Annotated in this window: 23 protein-coding genes; 8 read left to right on the top strand and 15 right to left on the bottom strand. The window is 72.0% G+C overall.

What is annotated here, in order from left to right; translation table 11 throughout:
- Positions 1-7: 7 nt before the first annotated feature.
- A complete protein-coding gene (locus tag DFI_RS11035; protein ID WP_027463135.1) occupies positions 8-358 on the top strand; it encodes a (2Fe-2S) ferredoxin domain-containing protein in 351 nt (116 codons plus the stop codon).
- Here the strand turns inward: DFI_RS11035 and DFI_RS11030 are convergent.
- Together DFI_RS11030 and DFI_RS11025 are read right to left on the bottom strand one after the other, a co-directional pair.
- Positions 355-1,047: a hypothetical protein gene (locus tag DFI_RS11030; RefSeq protein ID WP_027463134.1), complete on the bottom strand. Its 693-nt coding sequence runs from the start codon at positions 1,045-1,047 to the stop codon at positions 355-357. The genes DFI_RS11035 and DFI_RS11030 overlap by 4 nt on opposite strands.
- Before the next feature lie 21 nt (positions 1,048-1,068).
- Entirely contained in the window at positions 1,069-2,757 is a 1,689-nt protein-coding gene (locus DFI_RS11025) for an HRDC domain-containing protein (protein ID WP_027463133.1), read from the bottom strand.
- 112 nt (positions 2,758-2,869) lie between these two features.
- Here DFI_RS11025 and DFI_RS11020 point away from each other — a divergent pair, with 112 nt between their 5' ends.
- Positions 2,870-3,901, top strand: a complete 1,032-nt coding sequence (locus DFI_RS11020; RefSeq protein ID WP_027463132.1) for a cell envelope integrity TolA family protein — start codon at positions 2,870-2,872, stop codon at positions 3,899-3,901.
- Positions 3,902-3,987: 86 nt separating this feature from the next.
- A complete protein-coding gene (locus tag DFI_RS11015; protein WP_022801262.1) occupies positions 3,988-5,196 on the top strand; it encodes a vWA domain-containing protein in 1,209 nt (402 codons plus the stop codon).
- 48 nt (positions 5,197-5,244) lie between these two features.
- Here the strand turns inward: DFI_RS11015 and DFI_RS11010 are convergent, their stop codons facing one another.
- Positions 5,245-5,676, bottom strand: coding sequence for a VOC family protein (locus tag DFI_RS11010; RefSeq protein WP_051307828.1), 432 nt, complete (start codon positions 5,674-5,676; stop codon positions 5,245-5,247).
- A gap of 53 nt (positions 5,677-5,729) precedes the next feature.
- Between DFI_RS11010 and DFI_RS11005 the strand changes: the two genes are divergently transcribed.
- Positions 5,730-6,320 carry a TetR/AcrR family transcriptional regulator gene (locus DFI_RS11005; protein WP_022801264.1) on the top strand — a complete coding sequence of 197 codons (591 nt, stop codon included), beginning with the start codon at positions 5,730-5,732 and terminating at the stop codon, positions 6,318-6,320.
- An 83-nt stretch (positions 6,321-6,403) separates the two neighbouring features.
- On the opposite strand, the gene mscL is transcribed toward DFI_RS11005, so the two are convergent.
- Together mscL and DFI_RS10995 are read right to left on the bottom strand one after the other, a co-directional pair.
- Positions 6,404-6,790, bottom strand: coding sequence for a large conductance mechanosensitive channel protein MscL (mscL, locus tag DFI_RS11000; RefSeq protein ID WP_027463131.1), 387 nt, complete (start codon positions 6,788-6,790; stop codon positions 6,404-6,406).
- A gap of 49 nt (positions 6,791-6,839) precedes the next feature.
- On the bottom strand, positions 6,840-8,342 hold the full coding sequence (locus DFI_RS10995; RefSeq protein ID WP_051307826.1) for a DUF512 domain-containing protein: 1,503 nt from the start codon (positions 8,340-8,342) through the stop codon (positions 6,840-6,842).
- A 329-nt stretch (positions 8,343-8,671) separates the two neighbouring features.
- Between DFI_RS10995 and DFI_RS10990 the strand changes: the two genes are divergently transcribed.
- Positions 8,672-9,811, top strand: coding sequence for an FAD-dependent monooxygenase (locus DFI_RS10990; protein WP_027463130.1), 1,140 nt, complete (start codon positions 8,672-8,674; stop codon positions 9,809-9,811).
- A 12-nt stretch (positions 9,812-9,823) separates the two neighbouring features.
- On the opposite strand, the gene DFI_RS10985 is transcribed toward DFI_RS10990, so the two are convergent.
- The 3 genes from DFI_RS10985 to DFI_RS10975 are packed head-to-tail and all read right to left on the bottom strand — an operon-like array spanning position 9,824 to position 12,011.
- Positions 9,824-10,363 (bottom strand): hypothetical protein, encoded by a 540-nt coding sequence (locus DFI_RS10985; RefSeq protein WP_244940266.1) that lies wholly within the window; start codon positions 10,361-10,363, stop codon positions 9,824-9,826.
- Entirely contained in the window at positions 10,360-11,121 is a 762-nt protein-coding gene (locus DFI_RS20575; protein ID WP_211235352.1) for a hypothetical protein, read from the bottom strand. Before DFI_RS20575 ends, DFI_RS10985 begins: the two co-directional genes overlap by 4 nt.
- Positions 11,118-12,011, bottom strand: a complete 894-nt coding sequence (locus DFI_RS10975; RefSeq protein ID WP_081425850.1) for an Ig domain-containing protein — start codon at positions 12,009-12,011, stop codon at positions 11,118-11,120. Before DFI_RS10975 ends, DFI_RS20575 begins: the two co-directional genes overlap by 4 nt.
- A gap of 118 nt (positions 12,012-12,129) precedes the next feature.
- Here DFI_RS10975 and DFI_RS10970 point away from each other — a divergent pair, with 118 nt between their 5' ends.
- Positions 12,130-15,051, top strand: coding sequence for an insulinase family protein (locus tag DFI_RS10970; RefSeq protein WP_027463128.1), 2,922 nt, complete (start codon positions 12,130-12,132; stop codon positions 15,049-15,051).
- 52 nt (positions 15,052-15,103) lie between these two features.
- On the opposite strand, the gene mnmE is transcribed toward DFI_RS10970, so the two are convergent.
- The gene (mnmE, locus tag DFI_RS10965; protein WP_027463127.1) at positions 15,104-16,423 is read right to left on the bottom strand and encodes a tRNA uridine-5-carboxymethylaminomethyl(34) synthesis GTPase MnmE; all 1,320 of its coding nucleotides are present in this window, start codon (positions 16,421-16,423) and stop codon (positions 15,104-15,106) included.
- An 85-nt stretch (positions 16,424-16,508) separates the two neighbouring features.
- On the opposite strand from mnmE, the gene DFI_RS10960 reads away from it, so the two are divergent.
- A complete protein-coding gene (locus tag DFI_RS10960; RefSeq protein WP_022801273.1) occupies positions 16,509-16,979 on the top strand; it encodes a hypothetical protein in 471 nt (156 codons plus the stop codon).
- A gap of 52 nt (positions 16,980-17,031) precedes the next feature.
- Here DFI_RS10960 and DFI_RS10955 read toward each other — a convergent pair whose 3' ends face one another.
- From DFI_RS10955 to DFI_RS21035, 6 genes are all read right to left on the bottom strand, one after another.
- Positions 17,032-18,672 (bottom strand): alpha-amylase family glycosyl hydrolase, encoded by a 1,641-nt coding sequence (locus DFI_RS10955; protein ID WP_051307825.1) that lies wholly within the window; start codon positions 18,670-18,672, stop codon positions 17,032-17,034.
- A gap of 114 nt (positions 18,673-18,786) precedes the next feature.
- Complete coding sequence (locus DFI_RS10950; protein ID WP_043778217.1) at positions 18,787-19,926, bottom strand: LCP family protein; 1,140 nt, start codon at positions 19,924-19,926, stop codon at positions 18,787-18,789.
- Between the two features lie 68 nt (positions 19,927-19,994).
- Positions 19,995-20,333 carry a membrane protein insertion efficiency factor YidD gene (gene yidD / locus DFI_RS10945; RefSeq protein WP_027463124.1) on the bottom strand — a complete coding sequence of 113 codons (339 nt, stop codon included), beginning with the start codon at positions 20,331-20,333 and terminating at the stop codon, positions 19,995-19,997.
- A gap of 70 nt (positions 20,334-20,403) precedes the next feature.
- The gene (locus DFI_RS10940; RefSeq protein WP_051307823.1) at positions 20,404-20,976 is read right to left on the bottom strand and encodes a GNAT family N-acetyltransferase; all 573 of its coding nucleotides are present in this window, start codon (positions 20,974-20,976) and stop codon (positions 20,404-20,406) included.
- A gap of 42 nt (positions 20,977-21,018) precedes the next feature.
- Positions 21,019-21,240, bottom strand: coding sequence for a GNAT family N-acetyltransferase (locus tag DFI_RS21040; protein ID WP_338030641.1), 222 nt, complete (start codon positions 21,238-21,240; stop codon positions 21,019-21,021).
- Positions 21,158-21,448: a hypothetical protein gene (locus DFI_RS21035; protein WP_338030642.1), complete on the bottom strand. Its 291-nt coding sequence runs from the start codon at positions 21,446-21,448 to the stop codon at positions 21,158-21,160. The genes DFI_RS21040 and DFI_RS21035 overlap by 83 nt, the downstream gene beginning before the upstream one ends.
- A gap of 97 nt (positions 21,449-21,545) precedes the next feature.
- Here DFI_RS21035 and DFI_RS10930 point away from each other — a divergent pair, with 97 nt between their 5' ends.
- Positions 21,546-22,313 carry a DUF4388 domain-containing protein gene (locus DFI_RS10930; protein WP_027463123.1) on the top strand — a complete coding sequence of 256 codons (768 nt, stop codon included), beginning with the start codon at positions 21,546-21,548 and terminating at the stop codon, positions 22,311-22,313.
- The last annotated feature ends 43 nt before the right edge of the window (positions 22,314-22,356 follow it).

Genomic DNA, 22,356 nt, shown 5'->3' with positions numbered 1-22,356 from the left:
ACGCCGCATGACGCCGAAGTACTTCCGTACGAACGGCCACCTGATGGTCTGCCAGGGCCAGAGCTGCCAGGCCCGGGGTGCCCGGCTACTCTACCAGGCCCTGTGGAACCACCTGGAACGCCAGAGCCTCGCCTACTACAAGAAGGGCGGCAGCCTGCGCCTCACGGAAAGCGGCTGCCTGGGCGCGTGCAGTTACGGCCCCACGCTGTGCACGTACCGCCGCACGCCGCAGGGCGCGCTGGAGGAAGCCTGGTACGCCGCCGTGGACTTCCCCCTGGCCGCCCGCATCGCGCAGGCCGTGCACGAGGGCGCCCCGCTGCCCGCCGAGCACCGCTACGGCCCGGACCCGGCGGACTAGGCGCCGGCCCGCAGGAAGCGCGCCACCTCGTCCGGCAGGGCGTGCTTCGCCCCGGCATTCACCCAGACGTGCACCACCCGCAGCCCGGCGGGTCCGTCCAGCGCGGCCAGCACCACGCCACTCAGGCGCGGCCGGCCGCGCTGAAACGCGGGGCCCAGGTCGCCCGGCAGGGCCGTCCCGCCGTTCAGGTGCCGGAACGCGCCGTCCAGCACGGAGGCCGGGTCGGTCAGGGGCGCCGCTCCGGGCAGCACGACCAGCAGCAGGTTCACGGCGCCGGGCGCGAGCTGCCCGGCCTTCGCGCCCAGCGCCCGCGCCAGCTTCAGGTCGGGCGGCCGGGTCGCCTCGTCCGGCCGCGCGTCCCGCAGGCGCGTGACCTCCACGTTCAGGCGCGTGTGCGTCCGGAAGGTCACGCCCAGGTCCGCGCTGCGCCCCCCGGCCGAGCGGTCCGGCTCGTACACCACCCGGAAGCGCCGGTCGGCCAGCCACAGCCGCGCCGCCGCCAGTTCCGAGAGCACATCCAGCCCCGCCTCGCCGCCGCCCGCCTGCCGGAGCTTGCGGCGGATCTTGCTCTCGTGCGCCGCCGCGAAGGCCAGGAAGGCCGGATCCGCGCACCAGGCCCGCAGCAGCGGTGCGTGCGGGTGCGCCGGGCCGCACAGCCCGGCCACCACGGCCTCCACACGCGGGCCCATGCCTATGGGGCGCGGCTCAGGTCAGCCGCGCACGACCTCCAGAATCTTCTCGCCGTACTTCCCGAGGCGCCCGGTGCCCATGCCCTTCACGGCCCGCAGGTCCTCCAGGGTGTACGGCACGCGCCGCGCGATCTCGGCCAGGGTGGCGTTGCTGGCGATGATGAAGCGGCTGATCTCCTGCCGTTTCGCCTCGGCGTTGCGCCACTCGCGCAGCCGGGCGTACACCGCCGCCTGCTCGTCCGTCAGGTTCGCGGCCGGGTCCTCCTTCCCGCCGGGCAGGTCGGGCGCGAGCGTCACGGGCGCCTCCGGCTCGGCCGGCGCGGGAGCATCGCCCTCCACGGCCGGGGCGAGCACCGCCAGGGGCGGCACCACGACCTCCTCCGGACCGTCCGGGCCCGGGTTCACCGGCACGGGGGAGAGGTCCGGCGTCACTTCCGGCGCCGGGGAGTCGCTGAACACGATCTCCGGTTCCCACACCTCCCCGTCGGTGCCCTGCGTGGTGTCCACCAGCGGGACCGTCGGCGCGGTGGGCGCTCCGCCCGCCGGGAACAGGGGCTCGGCGTCCACGTCCGGCGCCGCACCCGTCGCGGGCGCCTCGAAGGTGAAGCGCTCCAGCGAAGGCGCCGCCCGGCCCTGGTCCGGCCCGGGCCGGTCCGGTCGGGAGTGCCGGTCCGGCCGGTCCCCGCGGCGGGCCTCGGCCCGGTCCCCGGACCGGAAGTCGTCGCGGCGGAACTTTCCGCGGCGGTCCTGCGGGCGGAACTCGCTGCCGGACCGCTCGTCGCGCCGGCCGCCCTCGGTGCGGCCCTCCTCCCGCCGGTCCTGCGGCCGGGCGGCCGGGGCAGGCGCCTCCTCGCGGGCGCGGCCGGCCTTTTCCGGCACGGGGCGCGGCTGGGCCGGGGCTGCCGCGCCGCCCAGCAGGGCCAGGGCCACGGTGGCGTCCTCCAGGCCGGGCGTGAGCAGCACGCCGCCCGGCACGCTGCGCGCCGCGGCCCGCACGCCGCCCAGCGGCGCACTCGTGTCGGCCACCGCGTCCGGCGCGAGCAGCACCGCGGTCGGTCCGGCGGGCTGCGCCGCGCCGCCCAGGCGGTCGAGCACCTGCGTGGTCGTGCGGGCCGCGCGGGCCAGGCGCAGGGGCAGGGTCGCCACGTCCCGTAGGCACAGCGCCACGCTCAGGTCACTGGGCGTCAGGTCGCGCGGGCTGGCGCCCCCCACGTCCGGCTGGCGGCCCAGGCCGAACACCGCGGCCAGCGGGGCGTCCCCGTGCCCGCTCAGCGTCACGCTGTCGCGGTACACCGTGAACTCCACCCCGGACGGGAACCACAGTCCGCCCGGCGCCAGGGTCGCGTCCACGATCACGCGCACGCCGGCGCGCGCGGCGCGTTCCAGGGTGTCCGCGTCCGGTTCCAGCAGCCACACGGCCCGCGCGCCCCGCCAGTCGGCGTCCAGGCCCGCCACGGCCAGCCCGGCGTCCGCGAGCGCCTCACGGTTCACGCGCACCCGGGCGTCCACCCGCAGCGTCCCGGTGCCCAGCAGCGCCGAGAGCTGTCGGGCCAGGGCCGCCTCGCCGGACAGCAGCACGCCCCAGTCCGCGCCTTCCAGGGCCGCCAGGGCGCCCGCGAGCCGGGCGTGCGGGTCGCCGCGCTCGGCGTGCAGGTGAACGAGTCGGGCGTCGGGACGCTCGGCGCTGTGGGCAGGGGAGGGGTCGGTCATGCCCTCATTGTGCCGCACGGCCCGCACCGGCCCCACCCGGGGCCCTGCATGAAGCGTTCAGCTCAGCTGATCTGAGGGAACGCTCGGCCCGGCGCCCGCGTAGCCTGGGAGGATGAACAGGATCACCGGACCCGCCCGCCTTCCGTCCACCCTGGGCCGCCTGACCCTGGCCGGCGCCCTGCTGCTCGGCCCGCTTGGCGGCGCCCAGACCACCCCGGCCGCCCCCCCGCGGCCGGCACCCGTAACCATGCCGGCTGCCGCCACGCTGCGCCTGAACGCGCCGGTGGGCACCAGCCTGCAACTCGCGCTGGTCACCGAGAGCCGCGTGGCCTTCGGCACGCCCGAGGTCACCGCCGCGCCCGGGAAGCAGGTGACGCCCGCGGCGCTCAAGGCCGCGCAGGCGCAGTACGCGAAACTCGGCCGGGAGGGCGTCCCGGCCCAGCGCACCACCGCGAAGATGTTCGTGAAGGTCGCCGGGCGCGCCGCCGACGGCACCACCACCCTGATCACCAGCATGGTGCAGAGCGTGCCCGGCATGAGCCAGAGCATGACCATGCGCATCACGCAGAAGATCGCCCCGAACGGCCAGCTGACCGGCCTGAGCCTGGACTCCGACGACCCGCAGGTCAACCGCGTGCTCGCCGGCATGAACGCCGGGCAGATGGCCGACCTGATCCGCGACTCCGGCGGGGACCTGAGCGGCGCCTACGGCCTGCCCCTGCAGGTCGGCGCCGGGCAGCAGAAGAGCGTGACCATCGACCTCAAGGGGCTGTTCCAGGGCATGTTCTCCATGCTCGGCCCGGAGGCGGCCCGGGCGCTGGGCGGCGTGCAGGCCACGCCCGTGACCACGACCACCACCACCCGCTACGCCGGCCTGAACGCGCAGGGCCTGCACGTGTTCAACGTGGCCTCGCAGTCCGGCGGGTTCCGCATGAGCCTGGGCGGCCAGGGGGACCTGCCCCTGATGGTCATGGAACTCGGCGGCATGGGCAGCGCGGGCACCGTCAGCTACCGCGCCGACGGCCTCCCCGGCCCGATGACGCAGCAGACGACCGTGCGCATGGCCATGACCATGCAGGAAGACAACGTGCTCGTGAAAATCCCTATGACGGTCACCACCACGCTCACCGCCCAGACCCGCTGACGGAAGGGCCCCGCCGGACAGTGGCCCGTGGTTACAGTCACGGGCCGCGTTTCACGTCATGCTGCCCGCCACGGAGGTTCACAGGCATGGCGCGTCTCACCCGGTACAGCAAGTTTGAGGGAGAACTGGATCAGCTGGAGTCCAGCGAACTGATGCAGATGATCCAGGAAGCCCTGCTGGGCCAGGGCATGAACGACCCCTACGACCCGGACCCGAACGCCCGGCCCAGCATGGACGACCTGTTCGACGCGATCCTCGAGGCCCTGGCCGAACGGAACATGATCCCCGAGGACCAGCTGCTCGAAGCCATGCAGGCCGAGGACGTGCGCGAGACCAGCCTGGGCCAGCAGATCCAGCGCCTGATGGACAAACTCCAGCAGGACGGCTTCATCCGCAAGGAGTTCGACGACCAGGGCGCCGGCGGGGCCGGGGAGCCCGGCGACGCGACCTTCCAGCTGACCGACAAGAGCATCGACTTCCTGGGCTACAAGAGCCTACGGGACCTGATGGGCGGCCTGGGCCGCAGCAGTGCCGGCGCGCACGACACCCGCGAGTACGCCAGCGGCGTGGAAATGACTGGCGAACTCAAGAACTACGAGTTCGGCGACACCCTGAACCTGGACACCACCGCCACGCTGGGCAACATCCTGCACAAGGGCTTCGACCAGATGGAGGAAGGCGACCTGGTGATCCGCCAGGCCGAGTACAACTCCAGCGCGGCGACCGTGGTGCTGCTGGACTGCTCGCATAGCATGATCCTGTACGGCGAGGACCGCTTCACGCCCGCCAAGCAGGTCGCGCTGGCCCTGGCGCACCTGATCCGCACGCAGTACCCGGGCGACACCCTGAAGTTCGTGCTGTTCCACGACAGCGCCGAGGAAGTCCCGGTGAGCAAGCTCGCGCAGGCGCAGATCGGGCCGTACCACACGAACACCGCCGGCGGCCTGCGGCTCGCGCAGCAGCTGCTCAAGCGCGAGAACAAGGACATGAAGCAGATCGTGATGATCACCGACGGGAAACCCAGCGCCCTGACCCTCCCGGACGGCCGCATCTACAAGAACGCCTACGGCCTGGACCCCTACGTGCTGGGCGCCACCCTGCGCGAGGTCGCCAACTGTCGCCGCAGCGGCATCCAGGTGAACACCTTCATGCTGGCCCGCGACCCGGAACTCGTGGGCTTCGTCAAGCGCGTCAGTGAAATGACCCGCGGGAAGGCGTACTTCACCACCCCGCACAACATCGGCCAGTACGTCCTGATGGACTTCGTGACCAACAAGACCAAGATGGTGAACTGAGGGGAGCGCCGCCTCCGGGCCGGCGCTCCCCTGCACGGCGACGCGGGGTCAGGGGACCGCTGCTGCGTTCTCTGCCTGCTGGGCCAGCCAGGCCGGGTCGGGTGTGGTGAACTCCAGGAGTTCCACGACCACCCCGTCCGGCCCCTGAACCTGGAAGCGTTTCTGGCCCCAGGGCTCCTCGGTCACCGGCATCAGCAGGGGAAGGCCGGCCCGGGTCAGGCGCTGGGCCTCGGCAGTCACGTCCTCAGTGACGAGCGCCAGCATCACGCCGGTGGTCTGCTGTCCCTGCAGGTGCTGTCCGGCCGCCGCGTGGCCCTGACGCAGCAGATCGAGGTGAAGGGCGGGGTGGGCGGGATGTTGAAGGCTGACGAACCAATCCAATTCCAGGGACGGGGTAAAGCCGAAGTGCTGGGTGTAGAAGCGGGCGCTGTCCAGGGGCTGCGGACTTAACACCGTGAGGCTGATGGCAGTGATCTGCATAGGTCCCTCCTGATCACGATGAATGTACCGGTACGAGTGTAGTACATTCGGGCATGCGCCACAACACCCAGCGCCGAGCCCACCTGCTCCAGACCGCCGTGTCCCTCCTCGCCCGAGAGGGAGCCGCTGGGCTCAGTTACCGCACGCTGGACGAGGCCGCCGCCGTCCCCACTGGCACCGCTTCCAACTATTTCCGGACGCGCCTTGACCTCCATACCCAGCTCGCCCATCACATTCATGATCGCCTGCAACCGGATCAGGCCTTCCTGAATTCCGTTTCCAGTCTGACCGGCCCAGCTCTGCACACTGCCCTGCTGGAAAATCTGGTAGAGCGTGTCCGCCGGGAACGCGAGGCGTATCTGGCACTGCTTGAACTCCGGCTGCTCGCCCAGCGGCACCCTGACCTGCAAGCCGTCCTCCTGCCTATCATCCGGGCAAACCTCCAGATGAACGAGCAGTTCAGCGGTGCGCAGGCACTGACCGCCGACCGGGTAATGTTCCTGCTGGGCTATCTCGCCCTGACCGGGCTCTTTTTCGAGGACCTGACCGCCCCCGGCATGCTGCCGCCCCAGGCCAGCCAGGACCTTATCCGCGCCATTGTTCGGATATCCGAGCTCCAGTCACCGGCCGGCCCAGCAGAGTAAGGACAGGCCGGCGCTGAACAGAGAGAAAGCTACCTGAGCGCACTCTCTCCCTGGGGCGAGACGCTGGTGTAATGCGGGCTAGTTCAGAGCGGGCGCTGTTTCAGGGCGTCGCGGATCTCCGCGAGGAGTTTCTCCTCGTTGGTGGGTTCGGCCACGGCGGGCTTCTCCTGGCGTTTGAAGCGCTCCATCAGGTGGTTGAACGGCGTGATGACGAAGAAGTAGATGATGGCGGCCGTGATCAAGAAGCTGACCAGGGCCGTGAGGAACTGCCCGTACAGGAATTCGCTGCCGTTGACGGTGAACTTCAGGCTGTCGAAGTTGGGCACGCCGCCGAAGATGCCGATGATGGGCATGATCAGGCCCTTGGTGAAGGAGTCCACGACCTTCCCGAAGGCCGCGCCGATCAGGACGCCGACCGCGAGGTCGATGAGGTTGCCGCGCATCAGGAACTTCTGGAAGCCGCTGATCATGCCACCATTGTGGACTCGCTCACGGATGCACGGATGAGAGCGCTTGCGCTTACGCCTCGCCGCGCATGCGCTCAGCGGCGTCCTCGGCGGGGCGGTCCTTGATGGCGTGCGCGCTCATGCCGAACTGCGGGCCGCTGCTCTGCGCGCCCTGCAGGATCACGCGGGCCAGTTCACCCAGCGTGGCGCCGCCGGGGCGGACGTCCATGCGGAACTCGTTTCTCAGTTCGGTGAGGCTGGTGTCGTCCAGCATGAGTTCCGTGCCGTAACGCAGGGTGGTGGGCGGCACGATCAGCAGGTCCGCCTCGCCCGGCTGGATGGCGTGCCGGAAGCAGCGCCCCGTCAGCAGGCCCGCCACGGTGGTCACCCGCCCGAAGGTCTTGTTCTCCACGGCGCGCACCTCGATCTCCAGCCCGCCGATCTGCCGCAGCGGCTCCACCGCGCGGTCCAGCGACTCGGCAAACAGCAGGCCGGTGCCCAGGATCACGCGCATGGGGTGCGGCAGCGCGGCCGGCAGGTCCTCGGGAATCCCCTCGGTGAGGAAGTCGCGGATCATGCCCACGCCGTTTTCCAGCATGGGGAAGCCCTCGTATTCCTCTTCCGGGGGCAGGGGCTCGCCCGCCAGCAGGTACAGCTCGTCACTGGGGAACACGAAGCGCGTGCCGCGCTCGGCCAGGAATTTCTTCCGCCACACGTTCAGGCGGGCCAGGGTGTCCTGCGCGTCCTCCTGATTGAAGGTCCGCACGTCCGGCAGGTTGGTGCGGTGCCCGGTCAGACCGATCGGCACCACCGCCGCCGAGATCACGTTCGGGCGGCTGGACAGGTACTCGACGGTCTCGTCCAGGTTCTCGCGGTCGTTGCGGCCAGGCACCAGCACGATCTGGGTGTACAGGTCGATGCTCTCCAGGCGCTCGATCATGCTGCGGATCTGCACGGCCTGCGGGTCTTTGACCTTCAGGCGCCACCACTTCATCATGTCCTGCCGGAGTTCCTGGTTGGCGGTGTGCACGCTGATGTACAGCGGCGAGAGGTTCTCGTCCAGGATGCGGTTGATGTCGTTCTCGGTCAGGTTGGTGAGGGTCACGAACGAGCCGTACAGGAACGACAGGCGGTAATCGTCGTCCATGATGTACAGGCTCTTGCGAAAGCCCCGCGGCATCTGGTGCACGTAGCAGAAATCGCACTTGTTGGCGCACTTCTTGATGCCGTCGAACAGCACCTCCTCGAACTCCAGGCCCGGGTCCTCCCACTCCACGTCGAAGGTGAAGGTGTCGTCCAGGCTGGGCGCGGCCTGCAGCATCAGGCGGTGGTGGTCCTGCGCGGTGCCCGCCACGCCCGTCATCACCTTCGGCGCGACCTGCGGCCGGGCGATCTCCAGCGTCGCCACGCCGCGCGACAGCTGGTGGCGGTAGGCCAGCACGTCGGTCACGGGTTGTCCGTTCACGCGCAGCAGCACGTCTCCCGGGCGCACGCCCGCCCGTTCGGCGGGACTGCCGCTCTCCACGCCCTTGATGGGCGCGGGGTAAAGGTCCTGAATCGTCTCGGCTGCCGTCACTGCATCACTCCCCTTTCGGGACGATGGCGGCCCCGAGCAAACAGGGCAGTGTAACAGATGCGCGCCGCGACGGACCCTTACGGACCTCACCATCCGGCCCCCCGCCCCCGCCTCAGATCTGGACCCCCGTGGGACATGCGTTCTTGCACCGCCCCGCACCAGAGCCGAACAATCACCCTCAGTCCGCCCCGGCCGCTTCCGGTCCGGCGGCTGGCCTGCCCCGACCGACCACGCCCCACCCGACCCACCCCGCCGCCCCCAGCACGCTCCAGGGCGCTGTACCCCTGCGGCTGGCCCCGAGCGCCGCGGCCTCATTTCCGGAGGAAAGCATGAACATCACCGTGATCGGCGCTGGCATCAGCGGCCTGGCCCTCGCGCGGGCCGTCACCCTGCACCACCCCCACCACCGCGTGCAGGTGCACGAGGCGCAGGCCACGCTGCGCAGCATCGGCGGCGGGCTGATCATCCCCCCCAACAGCGCCCGCGTGCTGGACCGCCTGGGCCTGGGGCACATCCTGGACGCGTACGGCGTGCCGCTCACCGACATGCAGATCATCGACGCGAAAACTGGCCGGACGCTGTACCACCGCCCGCAGACGGCCGTCGCGCAGCGGCACGGGCGGGGCCTGTACAGCCTGTCGCGCACCGTGCTGCACCGCAGCCTCGCCGAAACCCTGCCCGCCGGCACCATTCACACCGGCCATGAACTCAGCGGCGTGGAATACCACTTCGACGGCGTGGCCGCCCGCTTCGCCAACGGCGCGGAAACCACCGCCGACCTGCTCGTCTCCGCCGAGGGCCGCGAATCCCGCACCCGGCAACTCACCATGCCCGAAACGCAGCTCGTGCACACCGGGCAGGTCGCCTACCGCGGCCTGACCACCATCGCGCCCCTCCCGCAGTACCACAACTCCTTCGTGGAGTACTGGGGCCGGGGCCGGCGATTCACGTTCTTCCGCCTCGCGGAGAACCTCACCTACTGGCACGCCCCCGTCACCCAGACGCCCGGCGCCACCCGCAAGAAAACCGACCTGCTGCGCGAGTACCGCGACTTCCCCGAACAGGTCATCGAACTGATCGCCCACACCGACGCCGAACACATTCACGGCGTGGACCTCAGCGACATCCGGCCCCTGCCGCACTGGCACCGCGGGAAGGTCGTGCTGATCGGCGACGCCGCGCACGCCACCAGCCCCAACCTCGGGCAGGGCGCCGCGCAGGCCCTGGAGGACGCCTACAGCCTCGCCACGCAGCTCGCACCGCTCGGTGACCCGGACCTCCCCACCCTGAGCGCGGCCCTCGGCCGCTACCAGCAGGAACGCGAGGCGGCCGCGAACGCCGTCGTGCACCGCTCCCGGCAGATCGGACAGCTCGGGCAGGCCGGCGGCGCCGTGCGGCTGCTGCGCAACATCGGCATGACCCTCAGCCCGGAACTTGCCCGCGAACGCATCGAAGCGTTCTACGAGTAAGCGACAAGGCCCTCAGGGCCGGTACTGCTCGCTGAACAGCCGGATGTCGGCGTCGTCCACCTTGCGGTCTTGGTTCAGGTCCCCGACCGTCGTGGCCTTGCCGTAGTTGTTCATGATGATCGCCAGGTCCGCCAGATCGATCTTCCCGTCGCCGTTCACGTCCGCGCCGCTCAGCCGCGTGCGGGCGGCGGCGGCCGTCCAGGCGCTCAGGCCCAGCTCCCGCGCCAGCTCCTGCCGGACTGCCTCGGCCAGCGGCAGCGGCCCCTGCGGATTGAACTCGATGCGGCGCTCCCCGTTCACCGTCACCACCCGCGCCGCCACGTCCGGATTGAACGGCGCCGCGCTCGGCCCGCTGCCCCCGATGGACAGGATCACGCCGGCCGTGTCGTCCATCGTGACCGGCAACTCCTTGGTGCTCAGGGCCGCCACGGCCGCCTGCACCAGCCGGGTCATTTCCGCACCCTGCGGCCGGAACTTCACGGTGGCGGCCTCCGACAGGCCTGCCAGGCCCAGCGCCGAGAGCAGCGCCAGCCGCGTCAGCGCGCGCCTCACTGGCTCCCCCGGGCGGCGACCAGCGCCTCACGGAACTTCACCGGGTCGGTGATCAGCACCGGCACGCTGGACGGTGTTGCGGCGGGCGGAGTCACCGGCGGGGTCGTGGCCGGACCGGTCGGGGCAGGTGTGGCCGCCGTGCCCGGGGCTGTCATCCCACTGGCCGGAGGGGCGGTCGGTGCAGGGGGCGTGGGGGCCGGCTGGGAGGCGGGTGGGGTGGCGCCCGCCGTGGGGGGCGGAGTGGTCCCGGTGCCGGCCGCCGCGGTGCCCGTGGGGGCGGGGGTCGTCGTGTTCGTGGGGGCGGGCTGCGCGGCCTGCCGGTCCGCCTCGGCCTTCGCCAGGGCGTCCACGCGGGCCTTGGTGACGCTGTTCCAGGTGACCTGCCCGTTCACGACCGGGTACAGGCCCTGGTTGAAGCCCACCAGGGGGCTGTCGGCGCGCGCGGCGTACAGCAGCGCGAACACCTCCTGCCCGCTGCCCAGCGTGGGCAGGTCGTCCACACCACGCAGGAAGAACAGGGCGGGTTTGCCCTCGTGCACGGGCAGGCGGGCCACGTCGCCGGCCACGGCGTCCTTGATCTCGGCCAGGGGAATGACGGTGTAGGTCACGTCGCCCTCTTTCACGGTGGTGGCCGCGCCCAGCACGGCGCGGACGATCACGTCGGCCTTTTTCGCCTGCTGTTGCAGGGTCAGGTCCGGGGCGGTGGTCGCCAGGCCTGCGCCGGCCAGCAGGGCGCCCAGCAGGGCGAGGCGCTTCACTGCCCACCGCCCGAGGGGGGCGGCGTGCCCGGCGTTTCCGCCGGGGGCGTGCCGGGTTCGGTCGGCGGGGTGACCGGTGGGGTGGGGGTGGCCGTGGGGCTGGGGGTGCCGGCGGCGGGGGTCGCCGGGGCCGGCGTGGCGGCGGCCGGGCTGCCGGCGATCACCTTGCCGGTGCCGTCCCGCGCCTCGTACGTGAAGCCGGTGCTGGTCAGTTTCACGGCCTTGGCGGGTTTCACGCTGACGAGCAGCACGCGCGCGCCGGAGCGGGGCACCGCGCGGAAACCGAGGTCCACGGTGAGCTGCTGGCCGGTCTGTTTCACGAACAGCAGGCCGCTGCCGTTGCCGTCCCCGAGTTGCACGCGGGTGACGCGCGCCCCTTCGGGCAGCGTCCACACGACCCGCGCTGCACGCACGTCCCGCGGGTGCGTGATGGTCACGGGCACACGCGTCTCGCCGCGGATCTCCCCGGCGGGCAGGGTGGGCGCCAGCGTCAGGGGCGGCAGGGCGGCGACGGTCACGGTGAATTCGCGGTTCTTGCTGTTCAGGCGCGAGTCGGTGGTTTCCAGCGTGAAGGTGTACGTCCCGGCCTTCTCGGGTTTCCCGGTGAGTTGCAGCCCGGCGCTGTTCAGCGTGATGCCCGGCGGGAGACTGCCGGCCGTGACGCGCAGGCTGTACGGCCCGGCGCCGCCGCTCACGGCGACGGGCGCCACGTACGGTTCCTGCAGGTACATGGGCGGCAGGCTGCCGGTGCTCTGGATGGTCAGGGCGTCGGACCCGCCGGTCACGCTGGCCGGCGTGATCTCCTTGCCGCACCCGCCCAGGAGCAGGGCGGCCGCCACAGTCAGGGCCGCCAGCGCGCCCCGCGCGGCCACCGGGTTGAGGGGTGTCATACGGGCCATTGTACGGGCCGGGTCCTGGGCCGCCTGTGAGCCCCGTTCTCATCTGCATGAGGACCACTCCGTCACCTTTGCCGGGAAGGCGGGCAGGGCCGGGCGCTAGCATGCGGGAATGACCACCGCTGAACCGTTGCCGGCCGCGCCGCAGGCCGGCACCCGACTGGGCCGCTACACCGTGGAACGCACCGCCAACCTGCCGGAGATGCAGGGCACCCTGGTGCTGCTGCGGCACGAGAACGGCGCCCGGCACGCCCACGTGATCCGCGACGACGAGAACAGCGCCTTCGGCGTGACCTTCCCGACCGTGCCACGCGACAGCACCGGCGTGGCGCACATCCTGGAGCACCTGGTGCTGATGGGCAGCCAGAAGTACCCGGTCCGGGACCCCTTCTTCGCCATGATTCCGCGCAGCCTGAACACGTTCATGAACGCCATGACGGCCGCCGACTGGACCACCTACCCCTTCTCCACCCGCAACGAGAAGGACTACTTCAACCTGCTGGGCGTATACCTGGACGCCACGTTCTTCCCCCTGATGCGCTACGAGTCCTTCCGGCAGGACGGGCACCGCTTCGAGTTCGCCACCCCCGACGATCCCACCACCGAACTGAAACTCCAGGGCGTGGTGTACAACGAGATGAAGGGCGCCATGGCGACCCCCGGCAGCGTGCTGCACCGCGCGTTCGGCAAGGCGCTGTACCCGGACCTGACGTACGCGAACAACAGCGGCGGGGCGCCCAGCGACATTCCCAGCCTCACGCACCAGGACCTGAAGAACTTCCACGCGGCGCACTACCACCCCAGCAACGCCTACTTCTTCACCTACGGAAAACTGCCGCTGGAGCGCATCCTGGCCGTGATCGAGGAGCACGTCATGGGCCATTTCACGGCCAGTGAACTGGACGTGAGCATCCCCGACCAGCCGCCCTTCCCCGCGCCCCGCCGCGAGACCGTCACGTACCCCAGCAGCGACGTGGAGCGCGGCGCGCAGGTCGCCGTGGGCTGGAAACTGGGCCTGAGCAGCGACGCCGACGCGAACCTGCGCTGGAGCGTGCTCAGCGACGTGCTGCTCGGCAACCCCGCCGCGCCCCTGACCCGGCCCCTGATCGACTCCGGGCTGGGCAGTGCCCTGACCGATGTGAGCGGCTACCGCGACAGCTACCGCGAAGGGGCCTTCGCCGCGGGCCTCAAGGGCCTGCCCGCCGGGAAGGCCGACGAGGTCGAGGCGCTCGTGCTGGACACCCTGCGCGCCATCGTGCACGACGGCATCGATCCGGAGCTCGTCGCGAGCAGCCTGCACCAGTTCGAGCTGTCTCAGAAGGAGGTCAGCAACGCCCGCTTCCCGTTCGCGCTGGGCGTCATGTTCCGCCTGCTGGGCCCCTGGATGAGCGGCGGCGACCCCGTCAGCGGCCTGCGCCTGGACGCCCAGATGGAGCGCCTGCGCGCCGACCTGAGCGGCAACGCCCGCCTGTTCGAGGACCTGATCCAGCGTGAGCTGCTGGACAACCCCCACCGCGTCACGCTGGAACTCGCACCCGACCCGGACCTCGCCGCCCGCGCCGAGGCGGACGAGCAGGCCCTGGTGAAGCGCCTGAGCGCCGAGTTTACCGACGAGGACCGCGCCCGCATCGTGCAGGAAAGCCTGCGGCTCAAGGAAGTGCAGGCCGAGCCCTACGACCCGTCCACACTGCCCACCCTGGCCCTGGAGGACGTGCCCACCCGCGTGCCCCGCGTGGCCTACAGCAAGGAGGACGCCGGCCGCGGCGTAGTGGGCCGCGCCGCGCAGCCCACCGGCGGGCTCACGTACGTGGACGTGCAGGTCAAGCTGCCCGAGGTGCCGGCCGACCTGCTGGACACCCTGCCGCTGTACGCCTTCGCGGTTACCCGCGGCGGCGCCGCCGACCTGGACTACCTGGCCCTCGCGCGGCGCATCGAGGCCGTGACCGGCGGCGTGAGCGCCAGCGTGGGCCTGGGCACCACCCCGGACGACCTGAACACCCTGCGCCTGAACGTCACCTTCGCCGGCAAGGCCCTGGCCCGCAACGGCGACGCGCTGGTCGGCGTGCTGCGCGACATCATCGCGCAGCCGCGCTTCACCGCCGAGCGCCTGGAGCAGCTGCTCAAGCAGCGCCTCGCAGGCATGAAGGCCGGCGTGGTCTCCCAGGGCCACGTGTACGCCCGCCGCCTCGCCGCCGCGCAGGTCAGCCCCGCCGGCGCCCTGGGGGAACGCTTCGACGGCCTCACGGCCCTGAATACCCTGAAGGGCATCGTGGAGGGCGGCGGCCTGGACGCCCTGCTGGAGCGCCTGAACCGCCTGCGCGACCTGATCCTTCAGGGCACGCCCGCGCTGCTCGTCACCGCCACGCCCGACGACGTGGCGCTGGACGTCACGCCCATCACGGCCCTGTTCACCGGCACCGCCGAGCCCCACCACCCGGCCGTCACCCCCGGCGCCCGCACCCCGCAGGCCCGCACCACCGACAGCCCCGTCGCTTTCAACGCGGTCGCGTGGCAGGCCGTGCCGTACACCCACCCGGACAGCCCGGCCCTGATGGTCCTGGCCACCCTGCTGCGCAGCGAGTACCTGCTCAAGGAACTGCGCGAGAAGGGCGGCGCGTACGGGGGCTTCGCCACCTACGACCCGCGCGAGGGCGTGTTCGCCATGCTCAGCTACCGCGACCCGCACGTGCGCCGCACCTACGAGATCTTCCGCGACGCCCGCGCCTTCCTGAACACCGACCTCGGCCAGCGGGAACTCACCGAGGCGATCCTGAGCGCCAGCACCGCCCTGGACCCCCTCACCAGCCCCGACACCATCGGCCGCATGCGCTTCTACGGCGACCTTGCCGGCTACACCCCGGAAGTGCTCGAAACGTACAAGGCCCGCCTGCTCGCCACCACCCACGACGACCTCCGGCGCGTCATGGACGAGTGGCTCACGCCCGAACGGGCCGCCTACGCCCTGGTCGCCGGGCGCGACCCGAACGAGGACACCCGGGACCTCGGCCTGACCTTCGACGTGCAGGGCATCTGACCTGACTTCCTGACACGCGGCGCCCGGAGGAAATCCTGGGCGCCGCGTGGTCTTACTTCCCCACGCAGAAGTTCCGGAACACGGCGTCCACCACGTCCTCCTGCACGTCCCGGCCGGTCAGGTCCGACAGGGCGCGCAGGGCCTCTTCCAGCTCCCACCCGGCCAGGTCGTCCGGCAGGGTGCGGGCGGCCTGCACGTGCCCCAGGGCGCGGCGGGCGGCATCGGCCTGCCGTTCGGTGGTGAGCCACGCCTCGCCGCGCGCCGTGTCGCCCAGCAGCGCCGCGCTGATCGCGTCCCGCAGGTCCGGGAGGCCCTCCCCGGTCACGGCACTCACGTCCAGCGCCGCCGGGTCCGTCCACGCGGCGCTCAGGTCGGCTTTCGTGCGCACCCGGATCACCCGCGCCCCCCCGGGCAACTCGGTGGGCAGAACCTCGCGGGGCAGGCTGCCGTCCTCCAGGGCCAGCACCAGGTCCGCCGCGCCGGCCAGTGCCACAGCCTGCCGCACCCCGGCGGCCTCCACCTCGTCGCGGGTGTCGCGGATGCCGGCGGTGTCCACCAGCGTGACCGGCACCCCAGCCAGCTCCACGCCAGCCTCCAGGTAGTCGCGGGTGGTGCCGGGAATGGGCGTGACGATGCTGCGCTCGTACCCCAGCAGGGCGTTGAGCAGGCTGGACTTCCCGGCGTTCGGGCGGCCGATCAGGGCCAGCCGCGCCCCGCGGGTCGCCACCTGCCCCGCCCGGGCGGACGCCACCAGCGCCGACAGGTCCGCCTCGGCGGCCGTGAGGGGCGCGTCCCGGTCCTCCTCGGGCACGCCCTCGTCCGGGTAGTCCAGCATGGCCTGAATGGCCGCCAGGGTCCGCGTGAGGTTCGCGCCGATACGCGCCACCCGCGCGCCCAGCGCGCCGCTCAGCCCCAGGCTCGCCTGCCGCCGCGCGGCGTCCGTGTGCGCCTCCACCAGACCCAGCACCGCCTCAGCCTGGCTGAGGTCCAGCCGGCCGGCCAGGTACGCCCGCAACGTGAACTCGCCGGGCCGGGCCAGCCGCGCGCCCAGTTCCAGCACGCGTCCCAGCACGCGGCCCAGCACGGCCGGGCTGCCGTGCGACTGGAATTCCACGACGTCCTCGCCGGTGTAACTGCGCGGCGCGCGGAAGATCAGGCACAGGCCCTCGTCGAGCACCTCGCCGTCCGCGGCGAGCAGGTGCCCGAACAGGAAGCGCCCGCCGGGCGTGCGGGAGGGCCGGCGGCGGCCGCGGAACAGGGCGTCGGCGATGGCGTGGGCGCCTTCGCCGCTGACCCGCACGATGCCCACGCCCGCGCTGCCGGGCGCGGTGGCGATCGCGGCGATGGTGTCGGTCAGGCCGGTGCGTGTCACGAGCCGCAGGGTAGCAGGGCGCCGCCCACCCCGCCCCGCCGGGGGCATGTTTCCCCCTTCCCGGCCGGGCAGAATGGGGGCAGCCATGAGCACCTGCCTCGTCCTGGACCGCCCCATGCTGAATGCCGTGGAGGGCATTCTGTCCACGCCCGCCCTGCAGCAGGTGCTGCTGCCGCAACTGCTGGACCTGCAGCAACGGGGCGCGGAAGTGTGGGTGGCGGCCCCCACGCGCACCCTGAACAGCTTTCACGGGGCGATGCAGTGGCTGAACCCGCCCAGTTTCACGGACCTATTGCGCCCGGCCCGGCCGGCAGACCTGCCGGCGGTGTTCGCCGCGCCGGACGCGGGCGGCCTGTTCCGGCTGGATCAGGACCAGTTCGAGCTGTACGTGAGCAGCGCCGGGTGGGACCTGCCGGAACACGACCGGGCGGCGGTGGCGCTCGCGCTGGCGCTGCGCGGGAAGCAGGCGGACGTGACGCTGCTCACGCACCAGATTCACCTGCGCCAGCGGGCGGAGGCGCTGCGCCTGAAACACGCCGGCCTGCGGCTGCCCTGAACGGGGCAGGGGCCATCCCCGCCAGGCGGATGGCCCCCCTTCAGGAGTCGGCTCAGCCGAGAACGACGCGCGCCTCGTTCGGGCCGAGCGGCGCGGCCGGGTCGGGCTTGCCCTTCAGGCTGCTCAGCAGCGTGCGGGTGGCCGTCAGGTCGGTCAGGGGGCGGTCCTCGGCGCTGAAGTTCAGTAGGACCGTGACGGTCTCGCCCTCATGCTCGCGGACGTACGCGAACACGTCGGGCTGCCCGGTGTCCAGGCTGCGGTACGACCCGGCCACCAGCGCCGGGTGCGCGCGGCGCAAGGCGGTCAGCGCCCGGAAGTAGTTCAGGTCGCTGTCCGGGTCCGCTTCCTGGGCGGCCACGTTGATCTGGTCGGCGTCGTCCGCGACCGGCAGCCAGGGCTCCACGCCCTCGGGGCTGAACCCGGCGTTGGGGCCCGCCTCCCACTGCATGGGGGTGCGTTCCGGGTCGCGGCCCGCCTCGGGGCTGCCCGGCTGCTGCAGCCCGGCGGGGTCCACCAGGCGGTGCGGGGGGATGACCACGTCGTGCATGCCGATCTCGTCGCCGTAGTACACGGTGGGCGTGCCGCGCAGGGTGAGCACCAGGGTCTGCGCGACGCGGTACTGCGCCTCGCCCACGCGGGACTTGAAGCGGCGCTGGTCGTGGTTGCCGAGCACGAAGTTCGGCCACGCGCCGGCCTGCACGCTGCGGGCGTCGTAGTCGTCCACGAAGGCGCGGACGTGCGCGGCGTCCCAGGTCATGCTGATCAGGTGGAAATTGAAGGGCAGGTGCACCATGGGTTCGTCCGGCGTGCCGGAGTACGCCAGCAGCTGCTCCAGCGGCAGGTAGATCTCCCCGACCATCATGCGGTCGTCGAACTCGTCGATCACCTGCCGCATCTCGCGCACGTAGGTGCGGGTGTCCGGCTGGTCCTGCGTGTAGATGTGTTCCAGCGAGGCGTGTTCCGGGAACACGGCCAGCAGGCTGCCGGGGTCCAGGGCGCGCACGGGCTCGTCGCGGAACTCCTCGTCCTCGGCGAGCAGCCAGATGACGTCCACGCGGAAGCCGTCCACGCCGCGGCGCATCCAGAATCTCAGCGCGTCGAACATGGCCGCGCGGACCTCGGGGTTGCGCCAGTTCAGGTCCGGCTGGCTGCTCAGGAACTGGTGCAGGAAGTACTGTCCGCTCGCCTCGTCCAGCGTCCAGGCGGGTCCGCCGAAAAAGGAGCGCCAGTTGTTCGGCAGGTACCGCGTGCCGTCCGGGCCGATGCGGCCGTCGTGCCACACGAACCAGTCGCGTTTGGGGCTGTCCTTGCCGGTCAGCGCCTCCTCGAACCAGGGGTGCGCCGAGGAGCAGTGGTTGGGCACGTAGTCCAGCATCACCTTCAGGCCCAGGCGGTGCGCCTCGGCGACCAGCGCGTCGAATTCCTCCAGGGTGCCGAAAATGGGGTCCACGTCGCAGTAGTCGGCGACGTCGTACCCGAAGTCACGCATGGGCGAGACGAAGATGGGGGAGAGCCACACGGCGTCCACGCCCAGCGAGGCGATGTACGGCAGCCGCGCCGTGATGCCCTTCAGGTCCCCGATGCCGTCGCCGTTGCTGTCCTGAAAGGACCGCGGGTAGATCTGGTAGATGATGCCGCTCTGCCACCATTTCAGGTCGGCGGGGTTCGCCACGCGTCCGCTGCTGTCGTTCATGCCTGACCTCCCGGTCCCCGGGGGGACCTGCGCTCCGTCACGAGCCGTGCCCTGGATGGTATCGCTTCCATCATGAAAAGCGGCGGAGTGCCCAAAGGTGAAGGCCCCGGCGCCTCAGTTCGCGGGGGTGTCCGCGCCCAGCCGCACCGTCACGTCCGCGCCCGGCCCGGCCTCCCCGGTCACCTGCCCGAAGCCCAGGTCCGCCCGGACCCGCGCCGCGCCCGGCCCGGAAATCGTGGTGGCCCCCTGCACGCCCGCGCTGTTCCCGGTGGTCACATTCACGTACCCCAGCGCGTCCAGCCGGGCCTTCATGCGCCGCGCGCTGCCGCCCGGGGCCTGCACGTTCAGCACCTGCACGCTCAGGTTCCGCGGGTCGTTCGGGTCCCGGAACTCCTGCTGCACCAGCGCCCGCAGCGCCGCCTGATCCACCCGCCACACGCTCAGGTTCCCCGCCCAGCCGAAATCGCCCGGTACCTTGAACATCTGCACCTTCGGCCCGGACAGCGCCGCGCCCAGCACCTTCCCGCTCAGGTCCCGCGTGAGGTTCGATTTCGTGTTGCGGTCCAGGGCACTGACGACCATGGGCAGCCGCCACCAGTTCAGGGGACTCTTCACCTGGTTCACCAGCGCGCCCAGGAACAGCTGCTGACGCGCCACCCGCCCGATGTCCCCCAGGTTGTCCTTGCGGAAGCGCAGGAAACCCTCGGCCTGCTCCCCGCTCAGTCGCTGACGGCCCGGCTGCAGGTCCACGTGCAGCTTCCCGGCGTTGTCGTCGTACTTCATGCGCTGCGGCACGTCCACCGTCACGCCGCCCGCCGCGTCCGTCAGGTCCCGCACCGCCCGCAGGGACAGCAGGGCGTAGCCGTCGGCCCGCAGGCCGGTCAGGGCCTGCACGGCGTTCACCAGCATGTCCGGCCCGCCGTGCGGGTTTGCGCCGTTGATCTTGCCCCAGCCGTAGCCGGGCACGTTCATCCACGAGTCCCGCGGGATGCTCAGCAGATTCGTGCGGCCGTCCGGCCACAGCTGCGCCAGGATGATCGTGTCCGTGTTCCCGGTGTACGCCTCGGGCTTCGCCGGGTACGGCCACACGGCGGCACTCTCGTCGTACTGCGGGGTCACGCCAGCCAGCAGCAGGTTCACCGGCCCGTCCGCCTTCTGCGGGAACGCGCCGTACTTCGCCACGGCCGGCGCCATCGGCGCGGCCAGGGCCACCAGACCCGCCAGAACCACCAGACCAATCACGCGACGCCGCACCCGCCGAAGATACTGCCCCCGGCGCGCCGCTCACATCCGACTTCCGGTGGACCCCCGCCGCCCGCCCGTTACCCGCAGCGGAAGGGAATCGGCACCGGCCCGCAGCAGCACACGCCCTGCACGCGGCCCGCCTGCACCTGCGAGCCGAACGCGCCCGGGTGGGGCAGCAGGCCCCCGTGCAGCGCGGCGTGTGCCGCCCGGCACGCCCGGAACTGCGCCGCGACCCTTCCCCGCCCGGCGATCAGCCCATCCTCCCGCACGATCCGCGCGACCGCAGCCGAGCAGGACTCCCCACCGGTCAGGGCCGCGTGCGCGCAGCGGAACCCCTTGCGCGGCGACAGGAAACGCTGGTACAGCCGGATGCCACGCAGCGCGGCGGCGTCCACGGTCCGGGCAGAGGGCCTCATGCCGGCCAGCGTACGGGCGCGCCCGCCTGGAGCGCCCCGAGGGGTAAGGGACGCTCAAGGAAGGGCCGGCTTACTCCAGGTCGCGGGTGAGGTGCATGAAGCGCCCGCCGGCCACCACCCGCTCCCCGGCCGGCGTGAAACCGTGCCGGGCGTACAGGCCCACCGCCGGGTTCCCGTCCTCGACGAGCAGGCCCAGCCGGCGCACGCCCGCCCGCCGCGCCAGGTCCGGGGCCGCCTCCAGCAGGGCCGACCCCACCCCCTGCCCGCGCGCCCCGGCCGTGACGGCCAGGGTGTCCAGATACAGCTCGCCGGGCAGGCCCTCGGAATCCACGGTGGGGGGCAGGCCCAGGCTGCGGCGGTGCTCGCGGAACGGCTGGTCCAGCATCACCGCCAGCTCGCCCGGGTACGCCACTAGCAGGCCCACCGGCCGGCCGCCGCGTTCGGCGATCAGGGTGTTCGTGAAGCTCAGGCGGTGCCCCCGCAGCGGGAAGAACTCCGCGATCACGTGCGCCGCGTCCCCGTCCGACGTGGTGCCCGTCAGCGCCCGCCCGATGGCGCCGATCGTCTCCTGAATCAGCGGTGCGGCAAATGGCGCGTCAAAAATCTGGGCGGCGCGGATCACGGTGGGGGAGAGCTCGGGCATCACAGCCCGGCATTCTCGCACCCGGCGGACGCGCCCGGCCAGTCACGGCGCAGCGCGGCCAGTTTCACGCTGTCGTGCCGCCGCCTCGGGAGTCCGGGCGCACTCGCAGTACCCGCAGCGCCGCGCCGCGCGGAACATGCGGGCGTTCCCGGACCAGGTCGTCGGGGTGAGAACGTGCGCGTCAGTGCCCGCGAAGGTCGCCGCGGTCCACAGGCGCAGGGCGCGCGTGCCGTGCCCGCCACTCCAGAGCTGTGGGTCGTAGATGACGATGCCCAGCTTCCACCACCCGCTGCCGGTCCAGGAACGCCTCGTATGGAAGCGGCCGGGTCGCGCCGTGAACGTACGGGGTGTCCCACTGCTGCCACTCGGGGCTCCGCTCGGCGTGGCACCAGTGCCAGGGGATGGGGAGGTCGGCCTCGGAGCGGTCACGCAGGGTCAGGTCAGGCAGGGGGCGGGCATTCGCAACCAGCATCGCGCGCCCTGGGCAGGTCAGACATCGGCCACCTGACGGACGCCTGGGGCCCCCGGCCCTCGGATACCATGAGAGCGAACCGCGGCGGTTCTCATCTATGCAGCACACCACCAGCCTGGACGCCTTCGACCTTCTGGAACTCCTGCTCATGCTGTCCGGGCAGGGGAAGACCGGCCTGATGCAGGTCGAGCCCGCCGGGGCCGGGTCGGCTCCCTTCCTGCTGTGGCTGGCGGCCGGCCGGGTGCAGGCCGTCACCTACGGCCCGCTGCGGGGCGCCGCGGCGCTCGCCCGGATGCTCGGCGCGCCGCAGGGGCAGTTCGTGTTCGAGCCTGGGCTGCGCGTGACCGCCCCGGACCTGGACGTCAGCCTGGACGACCTGACCTGGCAGGCGCTGGACGCCGTGGCCCTGCCCGCCCCGGATTTCAGCGGGCCCGGGCGCCTCACCGCGCCGGAGCGGGTGGCGGCGCTGGCCTGCTCCCCGGAGGAACGCACGGTGCTCCGCCGCCTGGAGGCTCAGGAGCCGGTCGGCGAGGTCGCGGGCGACCCGCTGGGCGCGCGGGTGGTGGCGAAACTCGTGCGCCTGGGCCTGCTCGCCCCCCGCAGGACCCGGGTGGCGCGCCTGACGCTGGGCGTGACCCGGCAGGTGCGCGGCGCGGCCGTGCTGGACGAGACCATACTGGAGCGCTGGCGGGTGTCGGGCGGCGGCCCGGTAAGTCAGGTCGCGGTGCGCCTGGACGACGGGCAGGTGCTGGTCTTCCCGGTGCGCGGCGGGCCGGACGTGGGCAACGCGCTGCTGCTCCCGCCCGAAGTGCTGGTGCGCCACGCCCTGCGCGCCGGCCTGAGCGTGCTGGCCCGGCCCGCCTGACCCCGGGACGCGCCGTCTGCACGGCGTTCCGGCGCGCGCGGGC

Origin of the sequence: Deinococcus ficus, assembly GCF_003444775.1 — a bacterium.
Classification (GTDB): Bacteria; Deinococcota; Deinococci; order Deinococcales; family Deinococcaceae; genus Deinococcus; species Deinococcus ficus.
This window is presented reverse-complemented; position numbering and strand designations above follow the sequence as displayed.

What these genes read in the sequence shown, in the direction of transcription:
- DFI_RS11035 (WP_027463135.1), top strand. Translation starts at nt 8, where the DNA reads ATGACGCCGAAGTACTTCCGTACGAACGGCCACCTGATGGTCTGCCAG.
- DFI_RS11030 (WP_027463134.1), bottom strand. Translation starts at nt 1,047, where the DNA reads ATGGGCCCGCGTGTGGAGGCCGTGGTGGCCGGGCTGTGCGGCCCGGCG.
- DFI_RS11025 (WP_027463133.1), bottom strand. Translation starts at nt 2,757, where the DNA reads ATGACCGACCCCTCCCCTGCCCACAGCGCCGAGCGTCCCGACGCCCGA.
- DFI_RS11020 (WP_027463132.1), top strand. Translation starts at nt 2,870, where the DNA reads ATGAACAGGATCACCGGACCCGCCCGCCTTCCGTCCACCCTGGGCCGC.
- DFI_RS11015 (WP_022801262.1), top strand. Translation starts at nt 3,988, where the DNA reads ATGGCGCGTCTCACCCGGTACAGCAAGTTTGAGGGAGAACTGGATCAG.
- DFI_RS11010 (WP_051307828.1), bottom strand. Translation starts at nt 5,676, where the DNA reads ATGCAGATCACTGCCATCAGCCTCACGGTGTTAAGTCCGCAGCCCCTG.
- DFI_RS11005 (WP_022801264.1), top strand. Translation starts at nt 5,730, where the DNA reads ATGCGCCACAACACCCAGCGCCGAGCCCACCTGCTCCAGACCGCCGTG.
- mscL (WP_027463131.1), bottom strand. Translation starts at nt 6,790, where the DNA reads ATGATCAGCGGCTTCCAGAAGTTCCTGATGCGCGGCAACCTCATCGAC.
- DFI_RS10990 (WP_027463130.1), top strand. Translation starts at nt 8,672, where the DNA reads ATGAACATCACCGTGATCGGCGCTGGCATCAGCGGCCTGGCCCTCGCG.
- DFI_RS10975 (WP_081425850.1), bottom strand. Translation starts at nt 12,011, where the DNA reads ATGACACCCCTCAACCCGGTGGCCGCGCGGGGCGCGCTGGCGGCCCTG.
- DFI_RS10970 (WP_027463128.1), top strand. Translation starts at nt 12,130, where the DNA reads ATGACCACCGCTGAACCGTTGCCGGCCGCGCCGCAGGCCGGCACCCGA.
- DFI_RS10960 (WP_022801273.1), top strand. Translation starts at nt 16,509, where the DNA reads ATGAGCACCTGCCTCGTCCTGGACCGCCCCATGCTGAATGCCGTGGAG.
- DFI_RS10955 (WP_051307825.1), bottom strand. Translation starts at nt 18,672, where the DNA reads ATGAACGACAGCAGCGGACGCGTGGCGAACCCCGCCGACCTGAAATGG.
- yidD (WP_027463124.1), bottom strand. Translation starts at nt 20,333, where the DNA reads ATGAGGCCCTCTGCCCGGACCGTGGACGCCGCCGCGCTGCGTGGCATC.
- DFI_RS10940 (WP_051307823.1), bottom strand. Translation starts at nt 20,976, where the DNA reads ATGCCCGAGCTCTCCCCCACCGTGATCCGCGCCGCCCAGATTTTTGAC.
- DFI_RS21035 (WP_338030642.1), bottom strand. Translation starts at nt 21,448, where the DNA reads ATGCTGGTTGCGAATGCCCGCCCCCTGCCTGACCTGACCCTGCGTGAC.
- DFI_RS10930 (WP_027463123.1), top strand. Translation starts at nt 21,546, where the DNA reads ATGCAGCACACCACCAGCCTGGACGCCTTCGACCTTCTGGAACTCCTG.